Origin of the sequence: Flavobacterium lacus (assembly GCF_003268815.1) — a bacterium.
Classification (GTDB): domain Bacteria; phylum Bacteroidota; class Bacteroidia; order Flavobacteriales; family Flavobacteriaceae; genus Flavobacterium; species Flavobacterium lacus.
On the sequence record NZ_QLSV01000004.1, the window covers coordinates 99,978 to 119,184 of the forward strand.

Genomic DNA, 19,207 nt, shown 5'->3' on the forward strand with positions numbered 1-19,207 from the left:
AAGTTTACTTTTGCACCGCAGACCGCCTTATCGCTTTATGTTGAACTTGTTTCAACATCTATCTATAGATTCTGAATCAAGTTCAGAATAAAGAGGAAAGTCCGGACACCACAGAGTAGCATAACGGGTAACGCCCGTCTCTCGTCTTTCGGGACGAGAAGGACCAGTGCAACAGAAAGTATGTACAGTTCGGCTGTAGTGAAACCAGGTAAACTCTATGCGGTGAAATGCCATGTAAATCAACGTTCTGCTCCGGCAGATAAGGGCTACTCGTCCGATGTTGAAGGGTAGGCAGCTCGATTCAATGGGTAACTATTGAACTAGATAAATGATGAGGTGATGCTGAAATTAATTCAGTATTAACAGAATCCGGCTTATAGGTCTGCTTTTTTTATGTTAATGGAAAGGGTTTGAAAAATTATTCACAACCACCATATTTCGTGAATGTTTTCAATTCTTTTTTCAAACATTTTTTTAACATGGTTTGAGCCGATTTTCCAAAAACAACATCATCACGGTTATTTTCTACTTCAATGCTTCCGGTGGTTGTGTGCGAGTAAATTAGACTTCCTTCATTAGCATCGTAAACTTGAATGGTGATGGAGGCAGATGATTCTTCAGCATTTTTCATCGGTTTGAGATTTATTCCTCCAATATCGTTAGCCAAAACATTGCCCACAACTTGAATTACATAATCAACACTATTGGTAGCTTTTAAAATGGTTAGTTGTTCCTTTGAATTTTTTTCTGTCAGAATCGGAACATTATAGGCTGCTTTTCTTTTTCCATAACTAAGATACAGCGAATCGTTTAGACAAGGTGAAAGGGTTTCTTCGGTTGCAGTAGATAAATCATTCCATGCTTTTCCGTTTACGGTAACATGATTTAAGAACCATTTTCCTTGTGAGAAATCAATGTCATATAAACTTGATTCTGCAATAGACCGATAATGCGGAAAATAGCAGGAATTGCAAAATAAAAGCAGCATAAAGAGCCACAAATAGGTGATTTTATTCCTCGCTGTCGTCGTCATGTTCATTTTCATCATCTTCATCGTTTTCAGATTCACTTTCCCATTCAAAAAAAGAAAAAGTAGAGCCACCATAATTTTTTTGAAAAGAAAAATTGGAAAGATGCTCCAATTTGGTGTGTTTAGAATGTTCTACAATCATCATTCCGTCCTCTGAAAGAAGTTCTCTTTCAAAAACGATTTGTATCACTTTTTCAAAATTTTCTTGTGTCATTCCGTAAGGCGGATCGGCAAAAATAATGTCGTAATTACCTTTGGTTTTTTCTAAGAATTTAAATACATCGCTCTTGATGGCGGTAATATTAAATTCAAATTCGTCGGTTGTTTTTTTGATAAAAGAAATACAGCCAAAATCGGCATCTACTGAAACAATGGGTTCGCTGCCACGCGAAGCAAATTCAAAACTAATGTTACCTGTACCGGCAAACAAGTCCAAAACAGCTAATTCAGTAAAGTTAAAATGATTATTTAAAATATTGAATAAGGCTTCCTTGCTCATGTCGGTTGTGGGTCGAACAGGTAGATTTTTGGGAGGTGATAATCGGCGACCTTTGTATTTTCCGGATATGATTCTCAAGCGTTAAAAAGTATAAAATGGGTTCTATTTTCTTGTGCCGAAAATGTATTTGATTTTTGCAAATCGGAAACATCTAACAACGCTGTATTTCGAACGTATTTGAATGCTTTTTGATATACGTCATCTTTTTCTGTGCAATCACCTAAAATGTTTAATTTAAACGATTCTGGGTTCAAATGAAGTTGCTCGGCGGTAAATAATAAATAATATAAAAAGTCTTCGCCAGTGAGGTATTCAAATGAATTGAACAAGAGTAATTTTTGATTTTGAATGACAATGATTTCAAAATGAGTTTTCGCTACATGCACAAACATATTTTGCGACACATCATTTTTAGATAAATCAAGTAATTTAGAAATTAAAATCCTGGAGTAATGTTGGTATTGAAACGAACCAAATTGGTCAATCAGATAATTATTTATATTTACATAGGGAACGTAAACATTCACGATTTCATATTTTTCAATTTCATCCACCGCAAAATAATCGGTTTCAAACACTTTGGTATTATACTGCAGATAGCTTCCTTTATATTCTTCGTCAAAAAGAGCTTTTGGGACAAAAGTACTCAAATTGTTTTCGTGCAAAACCGTAATTTGATCATAGGATTTAGTTAAATCGCTGTAGTCTAAAATAGATTTCCAGAGACTATTTTCAATCGTAAAGTTTTTCGGAAATTTAGTAAAATCAATATAGTCAAAAGAAGTTATCTGCCCAGACAAAGTGTCACGGCAACAAAAAGAAAGCCCATCCAGTGAAACCTGAATGGACAACTTTTTATAGCTTTTTTCGGTAATTGAATTATTCGTTATTTCCATATTTTTTAGGCCAGTTTCCTGACAGACTAACTTCTTCCATAGACCCTAGCAAAATCAATTCTCCGTTGATTCCATCAACAGAAACAACTTTCTTTTCTTTTGCAACTAATCCTTGATCTTGATCTGTTAGCAATTTTGCTTTTTCAAGTTTTGCTTCAAAAACAGGAACATTTAAATCGTTTTTCTTAATAAATCCCGATTTTAAATCAATTTTAGCTTCAATGCCATCAACTCTAACAAGATTTAATCTTTTGTAGCGGTCAGAATTCTTAAACAAAGAATCTTTAATGCTCACTTTTCCTAATTCTTTAGTTACAACAATGTCCTTAAAATAGCCACCTGTTCCGTCCGGGCCAACAGTTAAACGATAAGCAGCATTTTTTGCAGCATCGATTACAGAAGTATCTTTTCTCTCGATGATGGTGAATTTTTCATTCTCAATGAATGTAATCAACGAGTCAAGATTATCAGTATATTTTCCATTAATGGATTTGTAAGCTTGTTGAACAGCCTTGATATCAAGCATTTTATTTACCGCAACTTGAAAACGCTTTTGTTTTAATTTGTCAAAACGAATCGGATCTTGAATTGATTCGTAAATTAAATATCCAAACAAGAGGGTAACAGCCCACAAGACAATTGAAATAACAGGTTTCAATTTTTTATTTGTGTTTTTATCAAGTAATTTTACAATCCCAAAAATGGCCAATGCAAGTACTACAACAATTATAACTAATTTAATCATTTTGATTTTTTTTAATTTCAGTTAAGGCAAATCTACAATTTTTTTTTTTTCTCAAAAGCATTTCCCACAAAATTCATCAGTATATTTGAATTTTAATAGTTTCCTAACTTTTCAAAAATGAATTCATCTCTGTTTTACAGTATCTTACAAAAATCGTTCCCATTTAGTCCTACCTTAAAACAAACTATTTTTTTTGAAAAGGTAGCCAATTTCGCCACAAATTCGGATTCTAATGAACTTTTTGTTTTAAAAGGATATGCCGGTACCGGAAAAACAACATTGATTTCTACTTTAGTTGAAAACTTAATCTCTGCAAACAAAAAATATGTCTTGTTGGCTCCAACGGGTCGTGCTGCAAAAGTAATTGCCAATTATTCAGGAAAACCGGCTTTTACCATTCACAAAAAAATTTATTTTCCAAAAAAAAATCCAACTGGAGGCGTTTCGTTTACCAGACAAGTAAATAAACATAAAAACACGATTTTTATTGTAGATGAGAGTTCCATGATTTCGGATGTTAATACCGACTCAAAATCAATGGACAATAATTCGCTTTTAGATGATTTAATGAGTTATGTGTATTCCGGTGAAAATTGTAAAATGATTTTATTGGGCGATACAGCTCAGTTGCCACCTGTTCACATGGATGTAAGCCCGGCACTAAATATTGAAACCTTGCTTTCCTATTATAATAAAGAAGTATTGCATATCGAATTGGATGAAGTAATGCGACAAGAAGAAAACTCAGGAATTCTTTTTAATGCAACCTTGCTAAGAGAAGTTTTGAAAGAACAGTTTATCGATTCGTTTCAATTTAATATAAAAGGATTCAAAGACATTGTGCGTTTAACCGACGGTTATGATATTCAAGACGCCATCAACACAGCCTACAGTAAGGATGGGATGGAAGAAACCGCTTTTATTGTTCGCACCAACAAACGAGCGAATCAATATAATCAGCAAATTAGAAACACGATTCTTTTCCGCGAAAGCGATTTATCTGCCGGCGATTTTATGATGGTGGTCAAAAACAATTATTTCTGGCTTAAAGAGACCGATGAAGCCGGATTTATTGCCAATGGCGATATTATTGAAGTACTCGAAATTCACAAAATTCAAGAATTATACGGATTCAAATTTGCCAAAGTAAAAATTAGAATGGTTGATTATCCCAATCAAAAGCCGTTTGAAACGATTTTGTTGTTAGATACGATTACGAGCGTTTCACCTTCGTTAACCTACGAAGAATCCAATCGTTTATATCAAGAAGTTTTACAAGATTATGAAAATGAAGGGCCAAAATATAAACAAGTCCAAAAAGTAAAGGAAAACGAATATTTCAATGCCTTGCAAGTGAAGTTTTCCTATGCTATAACGTGTCACAAATCGCAAGGCGGCCAATGGAATACCGTTTTTGTAGAACAACCGTACTTACCCGAAGGAGTGGATCGAGATTATATTAGGTGGTTATACACAGCCATTACGCGAGCCAAAGAAAAATTGTATCTCATTGGTTATAAAGATGAGAATTTTGAATAAATTTGAAAGATGGCATCCATAGAAACCCTCATTAGCATTTGCCTTGGAATAGGTTTAGCCGCATCAGCCGGATTTCGGGTTTTTGTGCCGCTTTTTATTTTGAGTTTAGCTTCCCATTTGAATTGGATTCCTATAAACGATTCGTGGCAGTGGCTTGGCGAAATGCCCGCTTTAATAGCGTTGGGAATGGCTATGGTTTTTGAAATTTTGGCCTACTACATCCCGTTTGTTGATAATTTATTAGATACAATTGCTATTCCATTAGCCTCCATTGCCGGAACAGCTGTGATGGCTTCCACATTGGTCGATTTGAGTCCGCTATTCACGTGGGGTTTAGCCATTATTGCCGGAGGTGGAACAGCCGCAGCCATTAATTCTGCTACAGCAGCCACACGTATAACATCGTCGGCAACAACAGGTGGAATTGGTAATTCAGTTATTTCTACAATAGAAACCGGAACAGCCACAGTTATGTCGTTTGTCTCCATTTTTATACCGATTATAGCATTTGTTTTAGTGCTTTTTATTTTCTTTGTGGGATTAAAATTGTTCAAAAAAATAATTAAATAGTAAAAAATCAGCAACTTAGTAATTCTAAATATGAAAATCATCGCCGTCATCCCCGCTCGTTATGCTTCCACTCGTTTTCCTGCCAAATTAATGCAAGATTTAGGCGGAAAAACGGTGATTTGGAGAACGTATGAAGCGGCCGTAAACACTACTTTATTTGATGATGTTTTTGTGGTAACCGATTCCGATTTAATTTTTAGCGAAATCGTCTCACAAGGAGGAAAAGCAATCATGAGCATCAAAGAGCACGAAAGTGGAAGCGACCGAATTGCCGAAGCGATTGAAAATTTAGATGTGGATGTTGTTGTCAATGTGCAAGGCGACGAACCTTTCATCAACAAAGAGCCACTCGAAAAAGTGATTGACGTTTTTAAAAAGGATGTAGAGCAAAAAGTAGATTTAGCATCGCTTATGAGAGAAATCAAAGACTGGGAAGCGATTGAAAACCCGAATAACGTAAAAGTAATTGTTGATCAAAACGGATTGGCACTGTATTTTTCGCGATCCGTAATTCCGTACCCGAGAGAAAAAAATGTAGGTGTTCGTTATTTTCAACATATCGGAATTTATGCCTTTAGAAAACAAGCGTTGTTGGATTTTTATCGTTTACCAATGAAATCGCTCGAAGCATCCGAAAAGTTAGAACAACTTCGGTATTTAGAATACGGTAAAAAAATTAAAATGGTAGAAACCAATCACGTCGGCATTGGCATCGATACACCGGAAGATTTAGAAAAAGCGAGACTTTTACTTTAATTGTATAAAGCGTAATAGGCTTCCACATTATCCAAAAATACGCCGTCAAATCCGGCATTGATGATTTTTTTCATATACGAATCATCGTTGCCAAACATCATTTTCTGCCAAGTTGGTTCCCAAAATTCCACATATATTTCGTTTTCATAGCCTTTATAGTTTTTTTTGAGCCATTTTGGGTTTCCTTTTTTCCAATTGGGTTGCCAGTATTCACGCCAGTTTTCGGCTGCACCAACATTTAAATAACAAATCACCAATCGTTTTCCGCCATTTTTTTTGACTTTTAGTTTTTCTAAATCGGCTTTTGTATAGGGAAAACTCAAATAATATAAATCAATTAAAATTAAATCAAAATTTGTATCAGCAACTTTATCAATCAGTTCTTTTTTAGTATCATAATCATCGGCATTAATCAAATATAAAAAATTCTGAACATCATTTAATTTTGTAATCGTATTTGAATTTTCATTCAACATTTTTTCAGGAATCAAATGATAATGATAATTGTCTGCCGTTCTTATAAAAGGAACAAATCCGGCATCCTGATTCAATTGTGCAATTTTTTCTTCTTCTTTTTTTTCTTTTACAAATTCAGAAACAATCACTTTTTTATCTTTTGGTAATTTTTTCAGATTGTTTATTCGATAGTTGTCTGCTTTGCCTTTTTCGTCTAAAAACAATTCTTCGATGGCAATTCCGTCAATTGCATTAAGATATTCAAAGCACAGCTTTTTATCCGGATCAACATTTTGAAATGCTAATTCAGAGCCATTTTGCGGAATAACAATAAAATCAGGATTAAATTTCCGGGCATATTTTGAAATGCCAATCACCATTTCCTGCATTTTTTTTCCTGCTTTTTGTGTATTTTTATCTTTATCATCCATTTCAAAACCGAATAAAATAAGTAGTACTAAACTAATTGGAAGTATAAAATATATTTTTTTCATGCTGCGGATATCTGAGTTCAAAAGTAATAATTTAATTGAGATTCATTCGATTAGGTTGCAATTAGTGTACCAATTTATTTTTCTTTTTTAACTAAAATTAATTCGTTATGCTGTTCAATTCGTGGAAGCGTCCAAACCTTATATTTTTCAGTATCAAAAAATGAAATATACAATTTATTTCGGGCATTGTCATCTTCCCTCAAAATCATCGTGTTAAAAAGAATATATCCCTTCATGTTTAAAATTTCGGTTAATCGATTCTTAAAGAAATTTTCAAATAAAAAGCCAGGCATAGTGGTGTCTTGAAAAATATCAACAATTATTAAATCGTACTTTAACTTCGTTTTCAATACAAATTCAAAAGCTTCGTGGTGAATAATGTTGAGGTTTTTAATTTGATTCAGTCCAAAATGCTCATTGGCCAAATCGATTACTTTTTCATCCAATTCAATGCCGGTTATTTTTCCGGTAAACTCAATCTCATTAACCAATGTTTTAATCACACTTCCGCCGGCAACGCCCAAAACCAAAATATGATTCATGGGTTTGATCTTCTCAAAACCGATGCTTAAAAGTCCTTTGCGAAGCACACGTTGCAGACTTCCATACGAATAATTGGTATTCAAACTATCCAAGACTACTTGCCCGTTTACCAAAGTAACTTCCAGCGATTTACTAATAGCAGAAGTAGTTTTGTGTAAATTGATAGGGTAGAAGTAGCTGATTATTTTTTTGAACATTTGATAATTTTTACCAAAAATAATCTATAAATCGTATTTTTACTAAAATATTTATTGTGATGAAGAAATGGATATATAAATTGATTTTTTTTAAGTTGATGGGATGGAAGATTTCGGGCAGGATTGAACCCTCTATCAAAAAATGCGTGATGATTGTGGTGCCACATACGAGCTGGCATGATTTCTACTTGGGAATTTTTACAAGAGGAATTGTAGAATTGGAAATGAATTTTGTGGGTAAAAAAGAATTATTTAAATTTCCTTTTGGTTTTTATTTTAGATGGATGGGTGGCGAGCCGTTGGACAGATCAGGCGGTTTAAACAAAGTGGAAGCCATTGCAAAAGTTTTTGAAAAACGAGAAGTTTTCAGACTAGCTATCGCGCCCGAAGGAACTCGAAAAAAAGTAAAAGAATGGAAGACAGGATTTTATTACATTTCACTTCAAGCAAATGTGCCGATAATTCCCGTTGCTTTTGACTTTGGTAAAAAAGAAGTTAAACTCGGAAATCCATTTTATCCAACAGGGAAAATTGAGGAGGATATTCGATTTTTGCAAAAATTTTATGTTGGAGTAATTGGGAAAATACCTGAAAATAGTTTTTGATAAAAAAAAACACTTTATAAAAACCAATTGTATTTTGTTTTCGTAAATGCATGTATAAACACTTAAAACTATACAGCATGAAAAACAAAAGTTTATTTACAGCGGTTATCTTAAGCTCGGTCTTATTTATGTCATGTAGTGATGAAGATAATAACCAACAGATGGTTAGTGAGGTAAAGCTATTTACTTCTAGCAACACTTCAGGAATGGTTTCGATATCCGATTTAGTTTCTTCATCTCCTTTTACTCAAAGCTTTTCGGTAAATTCTGCTGATGCAGATGGAATTCATTATTATCCGTCAAGTGATGAAATTGTCCTTGCTTCTCGTTCAAATAATCGATTAGAAGCGTATGGAAATGTAAAAGAGGCGATGATGAATAACAGCTCTAGCTTGACTTTGTCATACAGTAGTACTTCAGATTTTACTAATGCTAGAGAAATTGCGGTTTCAGGTAATACAGTAATTGTTGCGCAAGATCAGGCAGAATCAAACGGAAATCAAAATAAATTATTTGTTTATGAGAAATTAGCTTCCGGATTCACTTTACAACGAACCTTTAACGTTGATATTAAATTGTGGGGAATTCATTTTGATGGAAGCACATTGTATGCAGTTGTTGACTTAACGGGTGATTTAGTGGCTTACAACAACTTTTTAACCAATCCTTCCGGTCCGCTTATGCCAAGTAAACGTGTAACAATCGAAGGTTTGGTTCGAACACATGGAATTACGTATTCAAGCATTGAAAATACAATGGTACTGACTGATGTAGCCGCTGCAACGTCTGATTCTGATGGAGGAATAATTATCATTGCTAATTTCTCATCTGTTTTTTCGTCAACAGCAAATAACGGAACAATTGCTATGGCTAATCAAATTAGAATTTATGGTGCAAACGCTAAGTTAGGAAATCCGGTTGATGTGGCTTATGACAACGTAACTAAAATGATATATGTAGCTGAAAGAGCAAATGGAGGCGGAAGAGTATTAACTTTTTCTGTTCCAATAGCTAGTGGAGATTTTGCTCCCGTAATGAACAGGTTAGAGCCTGGTTGTGCCGCTGTTTTCTTGGTTCGAAGATAGTTTTTTGTGTTTGTTTTATTGGTACTGAAAACCTTAACTCCTTGTGAGCTAAGGTTTTCTTTATTTAGGTAAATAGGTTTTAAAAGAGCCGTTTTTGTAGAAAACCACTATTTTCTCAACATCTTCTTGGTTTTGAGATAGGTTTTTTTCGGGTTTATTGACTTCTGCTTTGGTTGTTTCTTTATTTTTTAATTGAATTTCTTCGCTTTCTGCAGTTGTTTCGGTTGAATTTGATTTCGGAAAACTTCCTTTATTAAATAAAAACCAATACAAATCTACCTCAGGAAAAGCCGCTGTAATTTTTATTACAAATTCTAAACTAGGTTTGTTTCTGCCCGAGAGTAGGTGAGAAAGGCTCGAACGTTGCACGCCAATTTTATCTGCAAAAGCAGAAGCACTCAGGTTGAAATACTGTAAAATTATCTCTAGTTTTTGAACAAAATCTTGCGTGTTTTGCATGGGGTGGTTTAAGAAAAAATTATTGGTTACAAATGTAATTAATTAAGCGGAGATGTAGGGTGTTACAAATGTAATTTAACTTTTAATGAATCAATGTATATAAACTTATCATTTACTTAATAATAATTATATAATTGGAAAACAATATTTTAATCATAAAGTAGTGTCACATGTTAATTTGATACAATTTATTGTTTACAAAGTTGAATTATTAACTGCTTTCCATCTGTTTACAAATGTTATCACAAAGATGTTTACCTTTGTTGAGCAAAAATTAACCCAAATGAACTACCTTTCTGTCTTTGAAAAAAATAAAGAAACAGCGTTAGCCGGTCGGTACATTACGCTTCAAGATATCGAACCAATTTTAGGGAAACATATTGCCAAAAATGAAATTCAAGTAATTGGTAATTCAGTGTTAGAAAAGTCGATTTACAGCTATCAAGTAGGAACAGGAAGTGTCAAAATTTTGCTTTGGTCTCAAATGCACGGAAATGAAAGTACCACTACAAAAGCACTTTTTGATCTTTTTAATTTTTTGGATTCCGATGTGGAGGAAGTAAAAAAATGGAAAGAAAAGTTTACGTTCTACTTTATTCCGATGCTCAATCCGGATGGAGCCGAATCATACACGCGTGAAAATGCAAATCAAATCGACTTAAATCGAGATTTTGTTCATTTATCGCAACCGGAAAGTCTGCTGTTAATGAAGATTTTTAATGAGTTTAAACCCAATTTTTGTTTTAATCTTCATGACCAACGAACTATTTTTGCTGCGGGAAAAACTAAGAATCCGGCAACAGTCTCTTTTTTAGCTCCTTCCCACAATGAAGAGAGAGAGATTAACGAAATTCGTCAGAAAGCTATTAACCTTATCGCAGGTATAAATAAAGAACTTCAGCAGTTTATTCCAAATCAAGTTGGTCGTTTTGACGATGGTTTTAATCGAAATTGCGTAGGTGATACGTTTCAGCAAATGGGTGTGCCTACTGTTTTGTTTGAAGCAGGGCATTTTCAGCATGATTATGAAAGAGAAGAAACGCGAAAATATGTTTTTATCAGTTTATTGAGTGGATTTCAAGTGCTTTACGAAAACGATATAGTTGATAACAAAATTGATGATTATTTAAAAATTCCGCAAAATAATGTCTGTTTTTTCGATATTGTTTATAGAAATGTCAAAATAAATTATGATAATTCAAAATTAATAACGAATTTTGCAGCTCAATTTAAGGAAGAAATTATCGGAAACCAACTGGTTTTTAATGCTTACGTTTCAAGTGTTGGTGATTTAGATGGTTTTTATGGTCATTTGGAATATGATGCACAAGGCGATTCATATCAAGATGAAAATGATAATTTTCCGAAAATCAATGAAAAAGCTAATTTTACGTTAGGAAAAAATAGTAAATTTGTTAATGGTTTGCTAAAAAATTAATGAATTGGTTTTTTTATTGAACAAATTGTATTTCATTTGCAGTAGAATAAACAAAATAAATAGATAAAAAACTGATGAGTAAGTTTCGTTTAGATGAAGTAGACCACCAAATTCTTGATATGTTAATTGACAACACAAGAGTTCCTTTTACGGATATTGCTAAAAAATTATTAATTTCAGCGGGTACCGTTCACGTAAGAGTAAAAAAGATGGAAGATGCCGGAATTATCATGGGATCATCCTTAACGTTAGACTATGAAAAATTAGGCTATTCATTTATCGCTTATGTTGGCGTTTTCTTGAATAATACTTCGCAAACAAAATTCGTTTTAGAGCGTATTAACGAAATTCCCTTCGTAACGGTAGCTCATGTGACAACCGGAAAATTCAACATTTTCTGTAAAATTCGTGCGAAAGACACCAAACATGCCAAAGATGTTATCTTTATGATTGATGATATTGAAGGTGTTTACCGAACTGAAACCATGATTTCGCTAGAGGAAAGTATCAACGATAAAAAACGTTTGATGCATACGATTTTCAAAAACATGTAAGATGAGAATCTTCAAGTATACAAACCCTCTCCACTGCTATCGAGAGGGTTTTTTTATGATCAATTTCAAGAATCTTTTTTAAATTAATTCACTAAATTAGTGAGCAAAATTCAGACTATGTATACGCTTCCCAAAATTGAACGATTTCACCAAAACGTTTTATCTAAATATCAAATTTATAACAGTGTTTTCATTACGCTTCCCTTTGATGCCATTGATAACACGGGCGTTTTGTTGCCACTTTTTACAGAAGTTTGTGAAAACGGATTCAAAAACCAACAAAATCCGGAAGAAATTTTTAATTCATTTGCTTCAAAATACTTAGAAAATCCGTCCGAAGAGCAGAAAGTCGAACTGATGTTTCGGTTTATTCAATACGTAGAACGACAAATCGTTTTGTTTGATGCCATTGAAGACGCTGCTTTTCCTGTGGTAAACAACATGGAAGGTCGCGGCTCCCTCAGAGATATGAAGGAAAAAGCAGACCAACGATCAAAAAGAAAAGAATTGAAAGATTTTCTTCAAAAATTTCAAGTCCGCACCGTTTTAACAGCTCATCCAACGCAATTTTATCCAGGTTCTGTTTTAGGAATTATTACCGATTTAACCGAAGCTATTCGAGTAAATAATTTGGTTGAGATTAAAGAGTTACTAGCTCAACTGGGAAAAACACCTTTCATTAAGAAAGAAAAACCAACTCCATTTGACGAAGCCGTGAGTTTGATTTGGTATTTGGAAAATGTGTTTTATCCAACCGTTGGTGAAATGATTCAATACCTCCAAAAAAATATTTTTGAGGAAGATGAAATACAAAATTCTATTTTTAATTTAGGTTTTTGGCCCGGTGGAGATCGGGACGGAAATCCCTTTGTTACGACCGAAATTACGTTGAATGTAGCCGAACGACTTAGAACAGCTATCTTAAAATCATATTATTCAGACATTCGAAAACTAAAACGAAAGCTCACTTTCAAAGGCGTTGATACTTTAGTTGCTGAGGTGGAAAACAAATTATACCGCTCTGTTTTTTATTCCAGAGGTGAAATTTACATTACTTTGGAAGAATTCAAATCGGTTTTACTAAACATCAAAACAATTATCAAAGAAGAGCATCAATCGCTTTATTTAGATGAAATTGAGTTGTTGTTGAATAAGCTCAATTTATTCGGCTTTCACTTTGCCACGTTGGATATTCGTCAAAATAGCCGCATTCACAAAGAGGTTTTTCAGGATATTATTCAAAAGGAAAATGCGTTATTCCCAACAAAATATGCAAACTTAAGCGAAAAGGAAAAAATTGAGATTTTAGCGAAAGTCAACAGCTCGTTAACCGAAACCGATTTTCAAAACGAAATCACCAAATCTACTGTCAGTTCGATTCATGCCATGAAAACCATTCAGGAAAAAAATGGTGAATTAGGTTGCAATCGCTACATCATCAGCAACAACGAAAGTGCGTTGAATGTTATGGAAACCTTTGCTATGTTTAGCCTTTGCGGATGGAAAAATCCTTCGGTAGATATTATTCCGCTGTTTGAATCGGTGGATGATTTGCAGGCTGCCGATAAAATCATGGAACAATTGTACACCAATTCAGCGTACAAAAAACATCTTGAAAATCGGAATAATATCCAAACGGTTATGCTTGGTTTTTCAGATGGCACCAAAGACGGAGGCTATTTAATGGCCAATTGGAGTATTTATAAAGCTAAACAAACACTTACAGCAATTTCTCGAAAATACGGCATAAAAGTGCTCTTTTTTGACGGTAGAGGTGGTCCGCCGGCAAGAGGTGGAGGAAAAACGCATAAATTTTATGCTTCGATGGGACCAACGATTGAAAATCAGCAGATTCAAGTAACGGTGCAGGGGCAAACCATCAGTTCGAACTTTGGAACATTGGATTCCTGTCGCTATAATTTAGAAAATTTGTTGAGTGCCGGGGCAACCAATCAGCTTTTTAGCAAAGAGGATAATGTGTTGTCTGAAACTGATAATAATGTTTTAGACGAATTGTCGCAGTTCAGTTATGATAAATATTTGAAATTTAAACAACATGCTAAATTTATCCCTTATTTGGAAAAAATGAGTACGTTGAATTATTATGCCAAAACGAATATTGGCAGTCGTCCGTCTAAACGAAATAAAGGTGAGCAATTGAATTTCAGCGATTTGAGAGCAATTCCGTTTGTAGGTTCCTGGAGTCAATTAAAGCAAAATGTACCTGGATTTTTCGGAGTGGGAACGGCTTTAAAACAGTTTGAAGAAAATAATCAATGGGAAAAAGTAACGCAGTTATATCAAAACTCATTATTCTTTAAAACATTGATTGAGAACAGTATGATGTCGTTGTCAAAATCATTTTTTCCGCTTACGGCGTATATGCAAAAAGATGAAGAGTTTGGTGAGTTTTGGCAGATTATTTATGATGAATACTTGGAAACCAAACGATTATTACTCAAATTATCGGGTTTTACCGAATTGATGGAGAATTATCCGGACGGAAAAGCTTCCATCGAAATTCGAGAACAAATTGTGTTGCCGTTATTGACGATTCAGCAATATGCTTTATTGAAAATCAATGAACTAAAAAAACAAAAAAATCCGAACGAAAAGCAAATTGCCGTGTATGAAAAAATTGTAACCCGATCGTTGTTTGGAAATATTAATGCGAGTAGAAATTCGGCATAAAAACCACTAAATTTTAAACAAAATGAACTCATCCACTTTACAACCAACCGAATACGCATCGTATTATTCACCTTATATCAAAGCAGTAGGTGAAGTTAATTTGATTGAAGAATTAGAAAGGTCATTGACAACTTTTGAAGAATTTCTAAATCAAATTCCACTTGAAAAGCATGAATTTCGCTATGCCGAAGGAAAATGGACCATCAAAGATATTGTACAACATTTAATTGATACCGAACGTGTTTTTGCTTATCGCTCCCTACGGTTCGCCCGAAAAGATCAAACGCCGCTTCATGGTTTTGATGAAAATGAGTATGTGGAGGCTACAGATGCTAGCAAAAGAACGTTAGCCAATTTACTGGAAGAATACAAATCCGTGCGATGGTCAACAGTACATTTATTTAAATCGTTTACTGAGGAAGAATTGATGCACATAGGAATTGCTTCAACTAATTCTTTTTCAGTGCGAGCCATCGGATTTATTGCTGTAGGACATCAAAAGCATCACCAACGCATTTTTACCGAACGGTATTTGTAAAAAGAGAATACTATTTTTTCTTTCCGTTGTTATATCTTACTTTCTCTACGATTTCTGGTTTGGACTCCGGTTTCTTTTTAAAACCTGGTTTTCCAGCTGGTTTACCTGTGGGTCTTTGAGTTGATTTTTGGGCTGGTTTTTTATCGCTAAAGGTTTTAACTTTTGGTTTTTCTGCGGTTGGTGCGGTTGGTTTGTGGCTTTTAATCACATCCATTGCATTTTTTGGGTTTTCTTTTGTCCCTCGTAAATGGATCACCAATCCGTTCAAAAAATTACGAAGGACTTGATCGCCACATTCCATAAAATTGGGATGGTCTTCGTTACGGAAAAAAGCTCCTAACTCAGCTTTCGAAATGCGAAAATCAACTAATTCTAAAATTTCTACAATTTGATCATCACGAAGTTGAAGAGCTACACGGAGTTTTTTGAAGATATCGTTGTTGTTCATATTTTTTGAGTTGCTGATTAACAGAGGTTAAATTATTGTCGCAAAGATAAGAGCTTAAATTTATCAAATGTATTTTTATTTTGTCTTTAGGCTTTTTATTTAGTTACTTTTTTAAAAACTGGATTTCGGACCTATTTAGTAAACTTTGTGATTTCATTTTTTATGGATTTGCTATTCAATTGGAGCAAGTCCATCTTCTCAATAAAAAAATATGTGCTATTAAAAATTTATTATTGCACTAAAACTAACCTTTTCAACTTTTCCATTTATTCGTACCTTAGCCACTCAGTATCATAATACCTCAAAAAAAAATGAAAGATTTAAGCGATTACAGAAAATCATACGAAAAAAGCGAACTTTTGGAAACCAATATTCCGGAGGATCCAATCAATTTATTTCACCGTTGGTTTTATGAAACCGAGGAGCAAAGCGATATTGAAGAAGTCAATGCCATGACAGTTGCTACAATTGGATTGGATGGTTTTCCCAAGTCTCGTGTAGTTCTTTTAAAAAAATTTAACGAGGAAGGTTTCATTTTCTATACCAATTATGAATCCGAAAAAGGAAAAGCGATTGAAGCAAACCCAAACGTATGTCTGTCTTTTTTTTGGCATTCGATGGAAAGACAAGTCATTATTAAAGGAATTGCAGAAAAAACCGCTTCATCAATCTCCGATGGATATTTTGATTCCCGTCCGGATGGAAGTAAACTTGGAGCAATTGTTTCCAATCAAAGTAGGGTAGTTGAATCCAGAACTGTTTTAGAGGAAAAGCTTAAAGTTCTGGAATCTGAATTTTTGGGGAAAGAAATTCCACGACCGGCTTTTTGGGGCGGATTTTTAGTTCGTCCGCAAGAAGTAGAATTTTGGCAAGGTCGCCCAAATCGTCTTCATGACCGAATTCGGTATCAGTTACAAAATGATTATTCTTGGAAAATAGAACGATTAGCACCTTAGATTGTAAGAAAATAAGTATTTATAAATAAAAAAAATGTAGTTCATCGATTTTATTTGGCATTTTAACGACATAGTAGTAATATTGAACTGTCTAACAAGATAACACGTTCACAAATTATAAAGCACCAAGATATTTGCCCCACATCTATCAAAAGCTAAAAAATATTTAGATAATAAAAAGGTATTTGCCCCACATCTACTTTTAAAACTTAACCTACTACTATGAAAGCAAAAATGTTCAGAGCATTGTTGCCAATTGCAATTATGTTCACTTTAGTTTCTTGTTCTTCTGATGCGTCAGAAGATACTATTGCTCCTATCGTCGAAAATTTTTCTTACAGTGATACCGAGCTGGATTTAATGAATAAAATCAACAATCACAGAGTTAGTGTTGGGTTAAATCCTCTAGAACAAATCAACCACATATCGTTTAAATCTTCTGAGCACAATGACTACATGATTGAAAATGATGTAGTTGGTCACCAGTATTTTGATCAAAGAGCGACCAATATCAGACAAGTTTTGGGTGCAGTTCAAGTAAGTGAAAATGTAGCTTACAATTATCAATCTAACGCAGGTGTATTAAATGCTTGGTTAATGAGCGACGGACACAAAGACAACATCGAAGGTGATTTCACTCACTTCGGAATATCAGTTAAAACAAATCCTGCTACAGGAAGAAAATACTACACCAACATTTTTATGAAAAGGTAATTTTGCCCCGAATTTACCTTAACCTAAGAAAAACCATTCGTTATCGAGTGGTTTTTTTTATGGTTAATTCGTAGATATCAGCTTTCAAAATTTCTGAATCATTGTCTTCACAAAGTAAAAAAGAGATTTCCGATTTAGAATTTTTATAAACCGTTAAACCCTCAAATTTAAGAGCATCACTAATTTTTTCTGTAAATTCTATCTCAAAATTGTCAGGATTCAAGGTTCCTATCCAACTGCCTAGCACATCACCATCTTCATACGTAGAATTTGAATCTTCTGCTGCAGCTAAAAAATAGATTTTGTTATCAACCAAAACCGCATCAGTAAAAGTAGCATGAACACCTTTTTCTTTTGGTAAAATAATTGGAACATAATTTATATGGCTCGGATTCGCAAATGATTCCGCTAAAACAAAAATTCCATTCTGATTAGCTAGACCATTTCCGCGTTGAAATAAAAGCCAATTATTTTGATAACTAACAACTCCTTCAATATTCAAATTTTTTTTATCTACTTCAGTCGATTCACAAATTTTTTCAAATAAATCGGTCAAATCCGTTGTAACTGATTTCTTCGTTCTTGTATCATAAAAGGCTGATACCATTCTCTTCTCAGTTGAACCGGAACCAAGAATCAAAATGGAATCTCCAACGAGCGTAATCGATTCAAAATCAGGCTTATCCTTTTTGACTATATTTTGCTGGCTATTTTCAAAAAGCTTTATTTTATCCAACTTTTCATTCTTTACGTTATAGGCATACAAAAACGAACTCGAATCCGAAATTAAAAAAAGAGAATTATTTTCAAAGACCAATCCCGATGTTGCTCCAATTCCTAAAATCGTAAAAAACAGTTCTAATTTAAATTTATCCATACTTTTTTGTACTTTGCTGTAAAATTAATCAATCTAATCCATATCAAATGAAAAATCTAAAACCGGAGCATTTTAGAGTTGATTCTGAAATCAGTTTAGCGACAACACCTACTTTTTTAGACATTGAAACTTCCGAAAAAAAGAAGGAAAAAATACTTCAAAAAACCCGCGAAAAGTTGAGCAAATTGCAAGATAAAATGTATGCTCACAACCGTTACGCAGTCCTCATTTGCTTGCAAGGCATGGACACGGCAGGAAAAGATAGCCTGATTCGTGAAGTTTTTAAGGAATTCAATGCTCGAGGTGTCGTGGTGCACAGCTTCAAAACACCCAATTCATCCGAGTTGGAGCACGATTATTTGTGGCGGCATTATATTGCACTTCCTGAAAAAGGAAAATTTGCTGTTTTCAACCGAACACATTATGAAAACGTGCTCGTAACCCGCGTTCACCCCGAATATATTCTTAATGAAAATATTCCCGGCATCGAAACCGTCGAAGATATCACGCCTGAATTCTGGGAAAACCGTTTTGAAAGCATCAATGCATTTGAAAAACACATCGCTTCAAACGGGGTACTTATCCTTAAATTTTACCTTCATCTTAGTAAAGAAGAGCAACGTCAACGACTCCTTCGCCGACTCGAAACCGAGAAACACAACTGGAAATTTTCTCCTGGTGATTTAAAGGAACGAGGGTTGTGGAACGACTATCAAAATTACTATGAAGAAGCCATTAACCGCACTTCTAAACCACACGCCCCGTGGTATATTGTGCCGGCAGACAACAAAGAGACCTCTCGCTATATCGTGGCAAAAACCATTCTCGAAGAGCTTCAAAAATACACCGAAATCAAAGAACCCGAACTCGAAGATAAAGTCAAAGATAACATCAAAATGTACCACGATTTGCTAAAATCAGAAAAGTAGTATTTGGCCGCACTTCGGGCTATTCGCTCCAATTCCTCAAGTCAAACCACAAAAAACTAAGCCGCAAAAATAGCTTCCGCTGGTCGCTTTTTTGCGGCAAGTTTTTTTGTGTTTTGGCTTTCCGGGATTTCCGCTGCTATCCCTGGCGGAATCGTTGCAATCAGGCGATTTTATTATAAAATATGGCA

At 34.3% G+C, this 19,207-nt stretch carries 21 protein-coding genes and 1 other RNA gene; 13 read left to right on the top strand and 9 right to left on the bottom strand.

Annotated features, from left to right (window positions below; translation table 11 throughout):
• Positions 1 to 14 precede the first annotated feature (14 nt).
• An RNA gene (gene rnpB, locus B0I10_RS05045) (RNase P RNA component class A) lies at positions 15 to 393 on the top strand.
• Between the two features lie 25 nt (positions 394 to 418).
• Here rnpB and B0I10_RS05050 read toward each other — a convergent pair.
• Genes B0I10_RS05050 through B0I10_RS05065 form a run of 4 tightly spaced genes read right to left on the bottom strand, consistent with a single transcriptional unit; the run spans position 419 to position 3,170 of the window.
• A complete protein-coding gene (locus B0I10_RS05050; RefSeq protein WP_181456897.1) occupies positions 419 to 1,048 on the bottom strand; it encodes a hypothetical protein in 630 nt (209 codons plus the stop codon).
• Complete coding sequence (gene rsmD, locus B0I10_RS05055) at positions 1,011 to 1,607, bottom strand: 16S rRNA (guanine(966)-N(2))-methyltransferase RsmD (RefSeq protein WP_112085411.1); 597 nt, start codon at positions 1,605 to 1,607, stop codon at positions 1,011 to 1,013. The genes B0I10_RS05050 and rsmD overlap by 38 nt, the downstream gene beginning before the upstream one ends.
• Complete coding sequence (locus B0I10_RS05060; RefSeq protein ID WP_112085412.1) at positions 1,604 to 2,425, bottom strand: DUF3822 family protein; 822 nt, start codon at positions 2,423 to 2,425, stop codon at positions 1,604 to 1,606. Before B0I10_RS05060 ends, rsmD begins: the two co-directional genes overlap by 4 nt.
• Entirely contained in the window at positions 2,409 to 3,170 is a 762-nt protein-coding gene (locus tag B0I10_RS05065) for a hypothetical protein (protein ID WP_112085413.1), read from the bottom strand. The genes B0I10_RS05060 and B0I10_RS05065 overlap by 17 nt, the downstream gene beginning before the upstream one ends.
• Before the next feature lie 117 nt (positions 3,171 to 3,287).
• Between B0I10_RS05065 and B0I10_RS05070 the strand changes: the two genes are divergently transcribed.
• The 3 genes from B0I10_RS05070 to kdsB are packed head-to-tail and all read left to right on the top strand — an operon-like array spanning position 3,288 to position 6,035.
• Positions 3,288 to 4,709, top strand: coding sequence for an ATP-dependent DNA helicase (locus B0I10_RS05070; RefSeq protein ID WP_112085414.1), 1,422 nt, complete (start codon positions 3,288 to 3,290; stop codon positions 4,707 to 4,709).
• Between the two features lie 9 nt (positions 4,710 to 4,718).
• The gene (locus B0I10_RS05075; protein WP_112085415.1) at positions 4,719 to 5,279 is read left to right on the top strand and encodes a DUF4126 domain-containing protein; all 561 of its coding nucleotides are present in this window, start codon (positions 4,719 to 4,721) and stop codon (positions 5,277 to 5,279) included.
• Positions 5,280 to 5,309: 30 nt separating this feature from the next.
• Complete coding sequence (gene kdsB / locus B0I10_RS05080) at positions 5,310 to 6,035, top strand: 3-deoxy-manno-octulosonate cytidylyltransferase (RefSeq protein ID WP_112085416.1); 726 nt, start codon at positions 5,310 to 5,312, stop codon at positions 6,033 to 6,035.
• Here the strand turns inward: kdsB and B0I10_RS05085 are convergent.
• Both B0I10_RS05085 and B0I10_RS05090 read right to left on the bottom strand, forming a co-directional pair.
• Positions 6,032 to 6,985, bottom strand: coding sequence for an endo alpha-1,4 polygalactosaminidase (locus B0I10_RS05085; protein WP_112085417.1), 954 nt, complete (start codon positions 6,983 to 6,985; stop codon positions 6,032 to 6,034). The two genes, kdsB and B0I10_RS05085, sit on opposite strands and share 4 nt — an antisense overlap.
• A gap of 74 nt (positions 6,986 to 7,059) precedes the next feature.
• Positions 7,060 to 7,725 (bottom strand): spermidine synthase, encoded by a 666-nt coding sequence (locus B0I10_RS05090; RefSeq protein WP_112085418.1) that lies wholly within the window; start codon positions 7,723 to 7,725, stop codon positions 7,060 to 7,062.
• A 59-nt stretch (positions 7,726 to 7,784) separates the two neighbouring features.
• Here B0I10_RS05090 and B0I10_RS05095 point away from each other — a divergent pair, with 59 nt between their 5' ends.
• Together B0I10_RS05095 and B0I10_RS05100 are read left to right on the top strand one after the other, a co-directional pair.
• On the top strand, positions 7,785 to 8,330 hold the full coding sequence (locus tag B0I10_RS05095) for a 1-acyl-sn-glycerol-3-phosphate acyltransferase (RefSeq protein WP_112085419.1): 546 nt from the start codon (positions 7,785 to 7,787) through the stop codon (positions 8,328 to 8,330).
• Between the two features lie 77 nt (positions 8,331 to 8,407).
• The gene (locus B0I10_RS05100; protein ID WP_112085420.1) at positions 8,408 to 9,415 is read left to right on the top strand and encodes a hypothetical protein; all 1,008 of its coding nucleotides are present in this window, start codon (positions 8,408 to 8,410) and stop codon (positions 9,413 to 9,415) included.
• A gap of 60 nt (positions 9,416 to 9,475) precedes the next feature.
• Here the strand turns inward: B0I10_RS05100 and B0I10_RS05105 are convergent, their stop codons facing one another.
• The gene (locus B0I10_RS05105; protein ID WP_112085421.1) at positions 9,476 to 9,874 is read right to left on the bottom strand and encodes a helix-turn-helix domain-containing protein; all 399 of its coding nucleotides are present in this window, start codon (positions 9,872 to 9,874) and stop codon (positions 9,476 to 9,478) included.
• A gap of 283 nt (positions 9,875 to 10,157) precedes the next feature.
• Here B0I10_RS05105 and B0I10_RS05110 point away from each other — a divergent pair, with 283 nt between their 5' ends.
• The 4 genes from B0I10_RS05110 (at position 10,158) to B0I10_RS05125 (ending at position 15,095) form a co-directional block, all read left to right on the top strand.
• Positions 10,158 to 11,312: a M14 family metallopeptidase gene (locus B0I10_RS05110; protein WP_112085575.1), complete on the top strand. Its 1,155-nt coding sequence runs from the start codon at positions 10,158 to 10,160 to the stop codon at positions 11,310 to 11,312.
• A 74-nt stretch (positions 11,313 to 11,386) separates the two neighbouring features.
• Positions 11,387 to 11,866 carry an Lrp/AsnC family transcriptional regulator gene (locus tag B0I10_RS05115; RefSeq protein ID WP_091140893.1) on the top strand — a complete coding sequence of 160 codons (480 nt, stop codon included), beginning with the start codon at positions 11,387 to 11,389 and terminating at the stop codon, positions 11,864 to 11,866.
• 117 nt (positions 11,867 to 11,983) lie between these two features.
• A complete protein-coding gene (locus B0I10_RS05120; protein WP_112085422.1) occupies positions 11,984 to 14,557 on the top strand; it encodes a phosphoenolpyruvate carboxylase in 2,574 nt (857 codons plus the stop codon).
• Positions 14,558 to 14,579: 22 nt separating this feature from the next.
• Entirely contained in the window at positions 14,580 to 15,095 is a 516-nt protein-coding gene (locus tag B0I10_RS05125) for a DinB family protein (RefSeq protein WP_112085423.1), read from the top strand.
• A 10-nt stretch (positions 15,096 to 15,105) separates the two neighbouring features.
• On the opposite strand, the gene B0I10_RS05130 is transcribed toward B0I10_RS05125, so the two are convergent.
• Positions 15,106 to 15,543 (bottom strand): DUF1456 family protein, encoded by a 438-nt coding sequence (locus tag B0I10_RS05130; RefSeq protein WP_112085424.1) that lies wholly within the window; start codon positions 15,541 to 15,543, stop codon positions 15,106 to 15,108.
• Positions 15,544 to 15,854: 311 nt separating this feature from the next.
• Here B0I10_RS05130 and pdxH point away from each other — a divergent pair, with 311 nt between their 5' ends.
• The gene (gene pdxH, locus B0I10_RS05135; RefSeq protein WP_112085425.1) at positions 15,855 to 16,499 is read left to right on the top strand and encodes a pyridoxamine 5'-phosphate oxidase; all 645 of its coding nucleotides are present in this window, start codon (positions 15,855 to 15,857) and stop codon (positions 16,497 to 16,499) included.
• A gap of 222 nt (positions 16,500 to 16,721) precedes the next feature.
• Positions 16,722 to 17,213: a CAP domain-containing protein gene (locus B0I10_RS05140; RefSeq protein ID WP_112085426.1), complete on the top strand. Its 492-nt coding sequence runs from the start codon at positions 16,722 to 16,724 to the stop codon at positions 17,211 to 17,213.
• A gap of 40 nt (positions 17,214 to 17,253) precedes the next feature.
• On the opposite strand, the gene B0I10_RS05145 is transcribed toward B0I10_RS05140, so the two are convergent.
• On the bottom strand, positions 17,254 to 18,090 hold the full coding sequence (locus B0I10_RS05145) for a DUF6929 family protein (RefSeq protein WP_112085427.1): 837 nt from the start codon (positions 18,088 to 18,090) through the stop codon (positions 17,254 to 17,256).
• A gap of 47 nt (positions 18,091 to 18,137) precedes the next feature.
• Here B0I10_RS05145 and B0I10_RS05150 point away from each other — a divergent pair, with 47 nt between their 5' ends.
• Entirely contained in the window at positions 18,138 to 19,019 is an 882-nt protein-coding gene (locus B0I10_RS05150; RefSeq protein ID WP_112085428.1) for a PPK2 family polyphosphate kinase, read from the top strand.
• Positions 19,020 to 19,207: the final 188 nt, after the last annotated feature.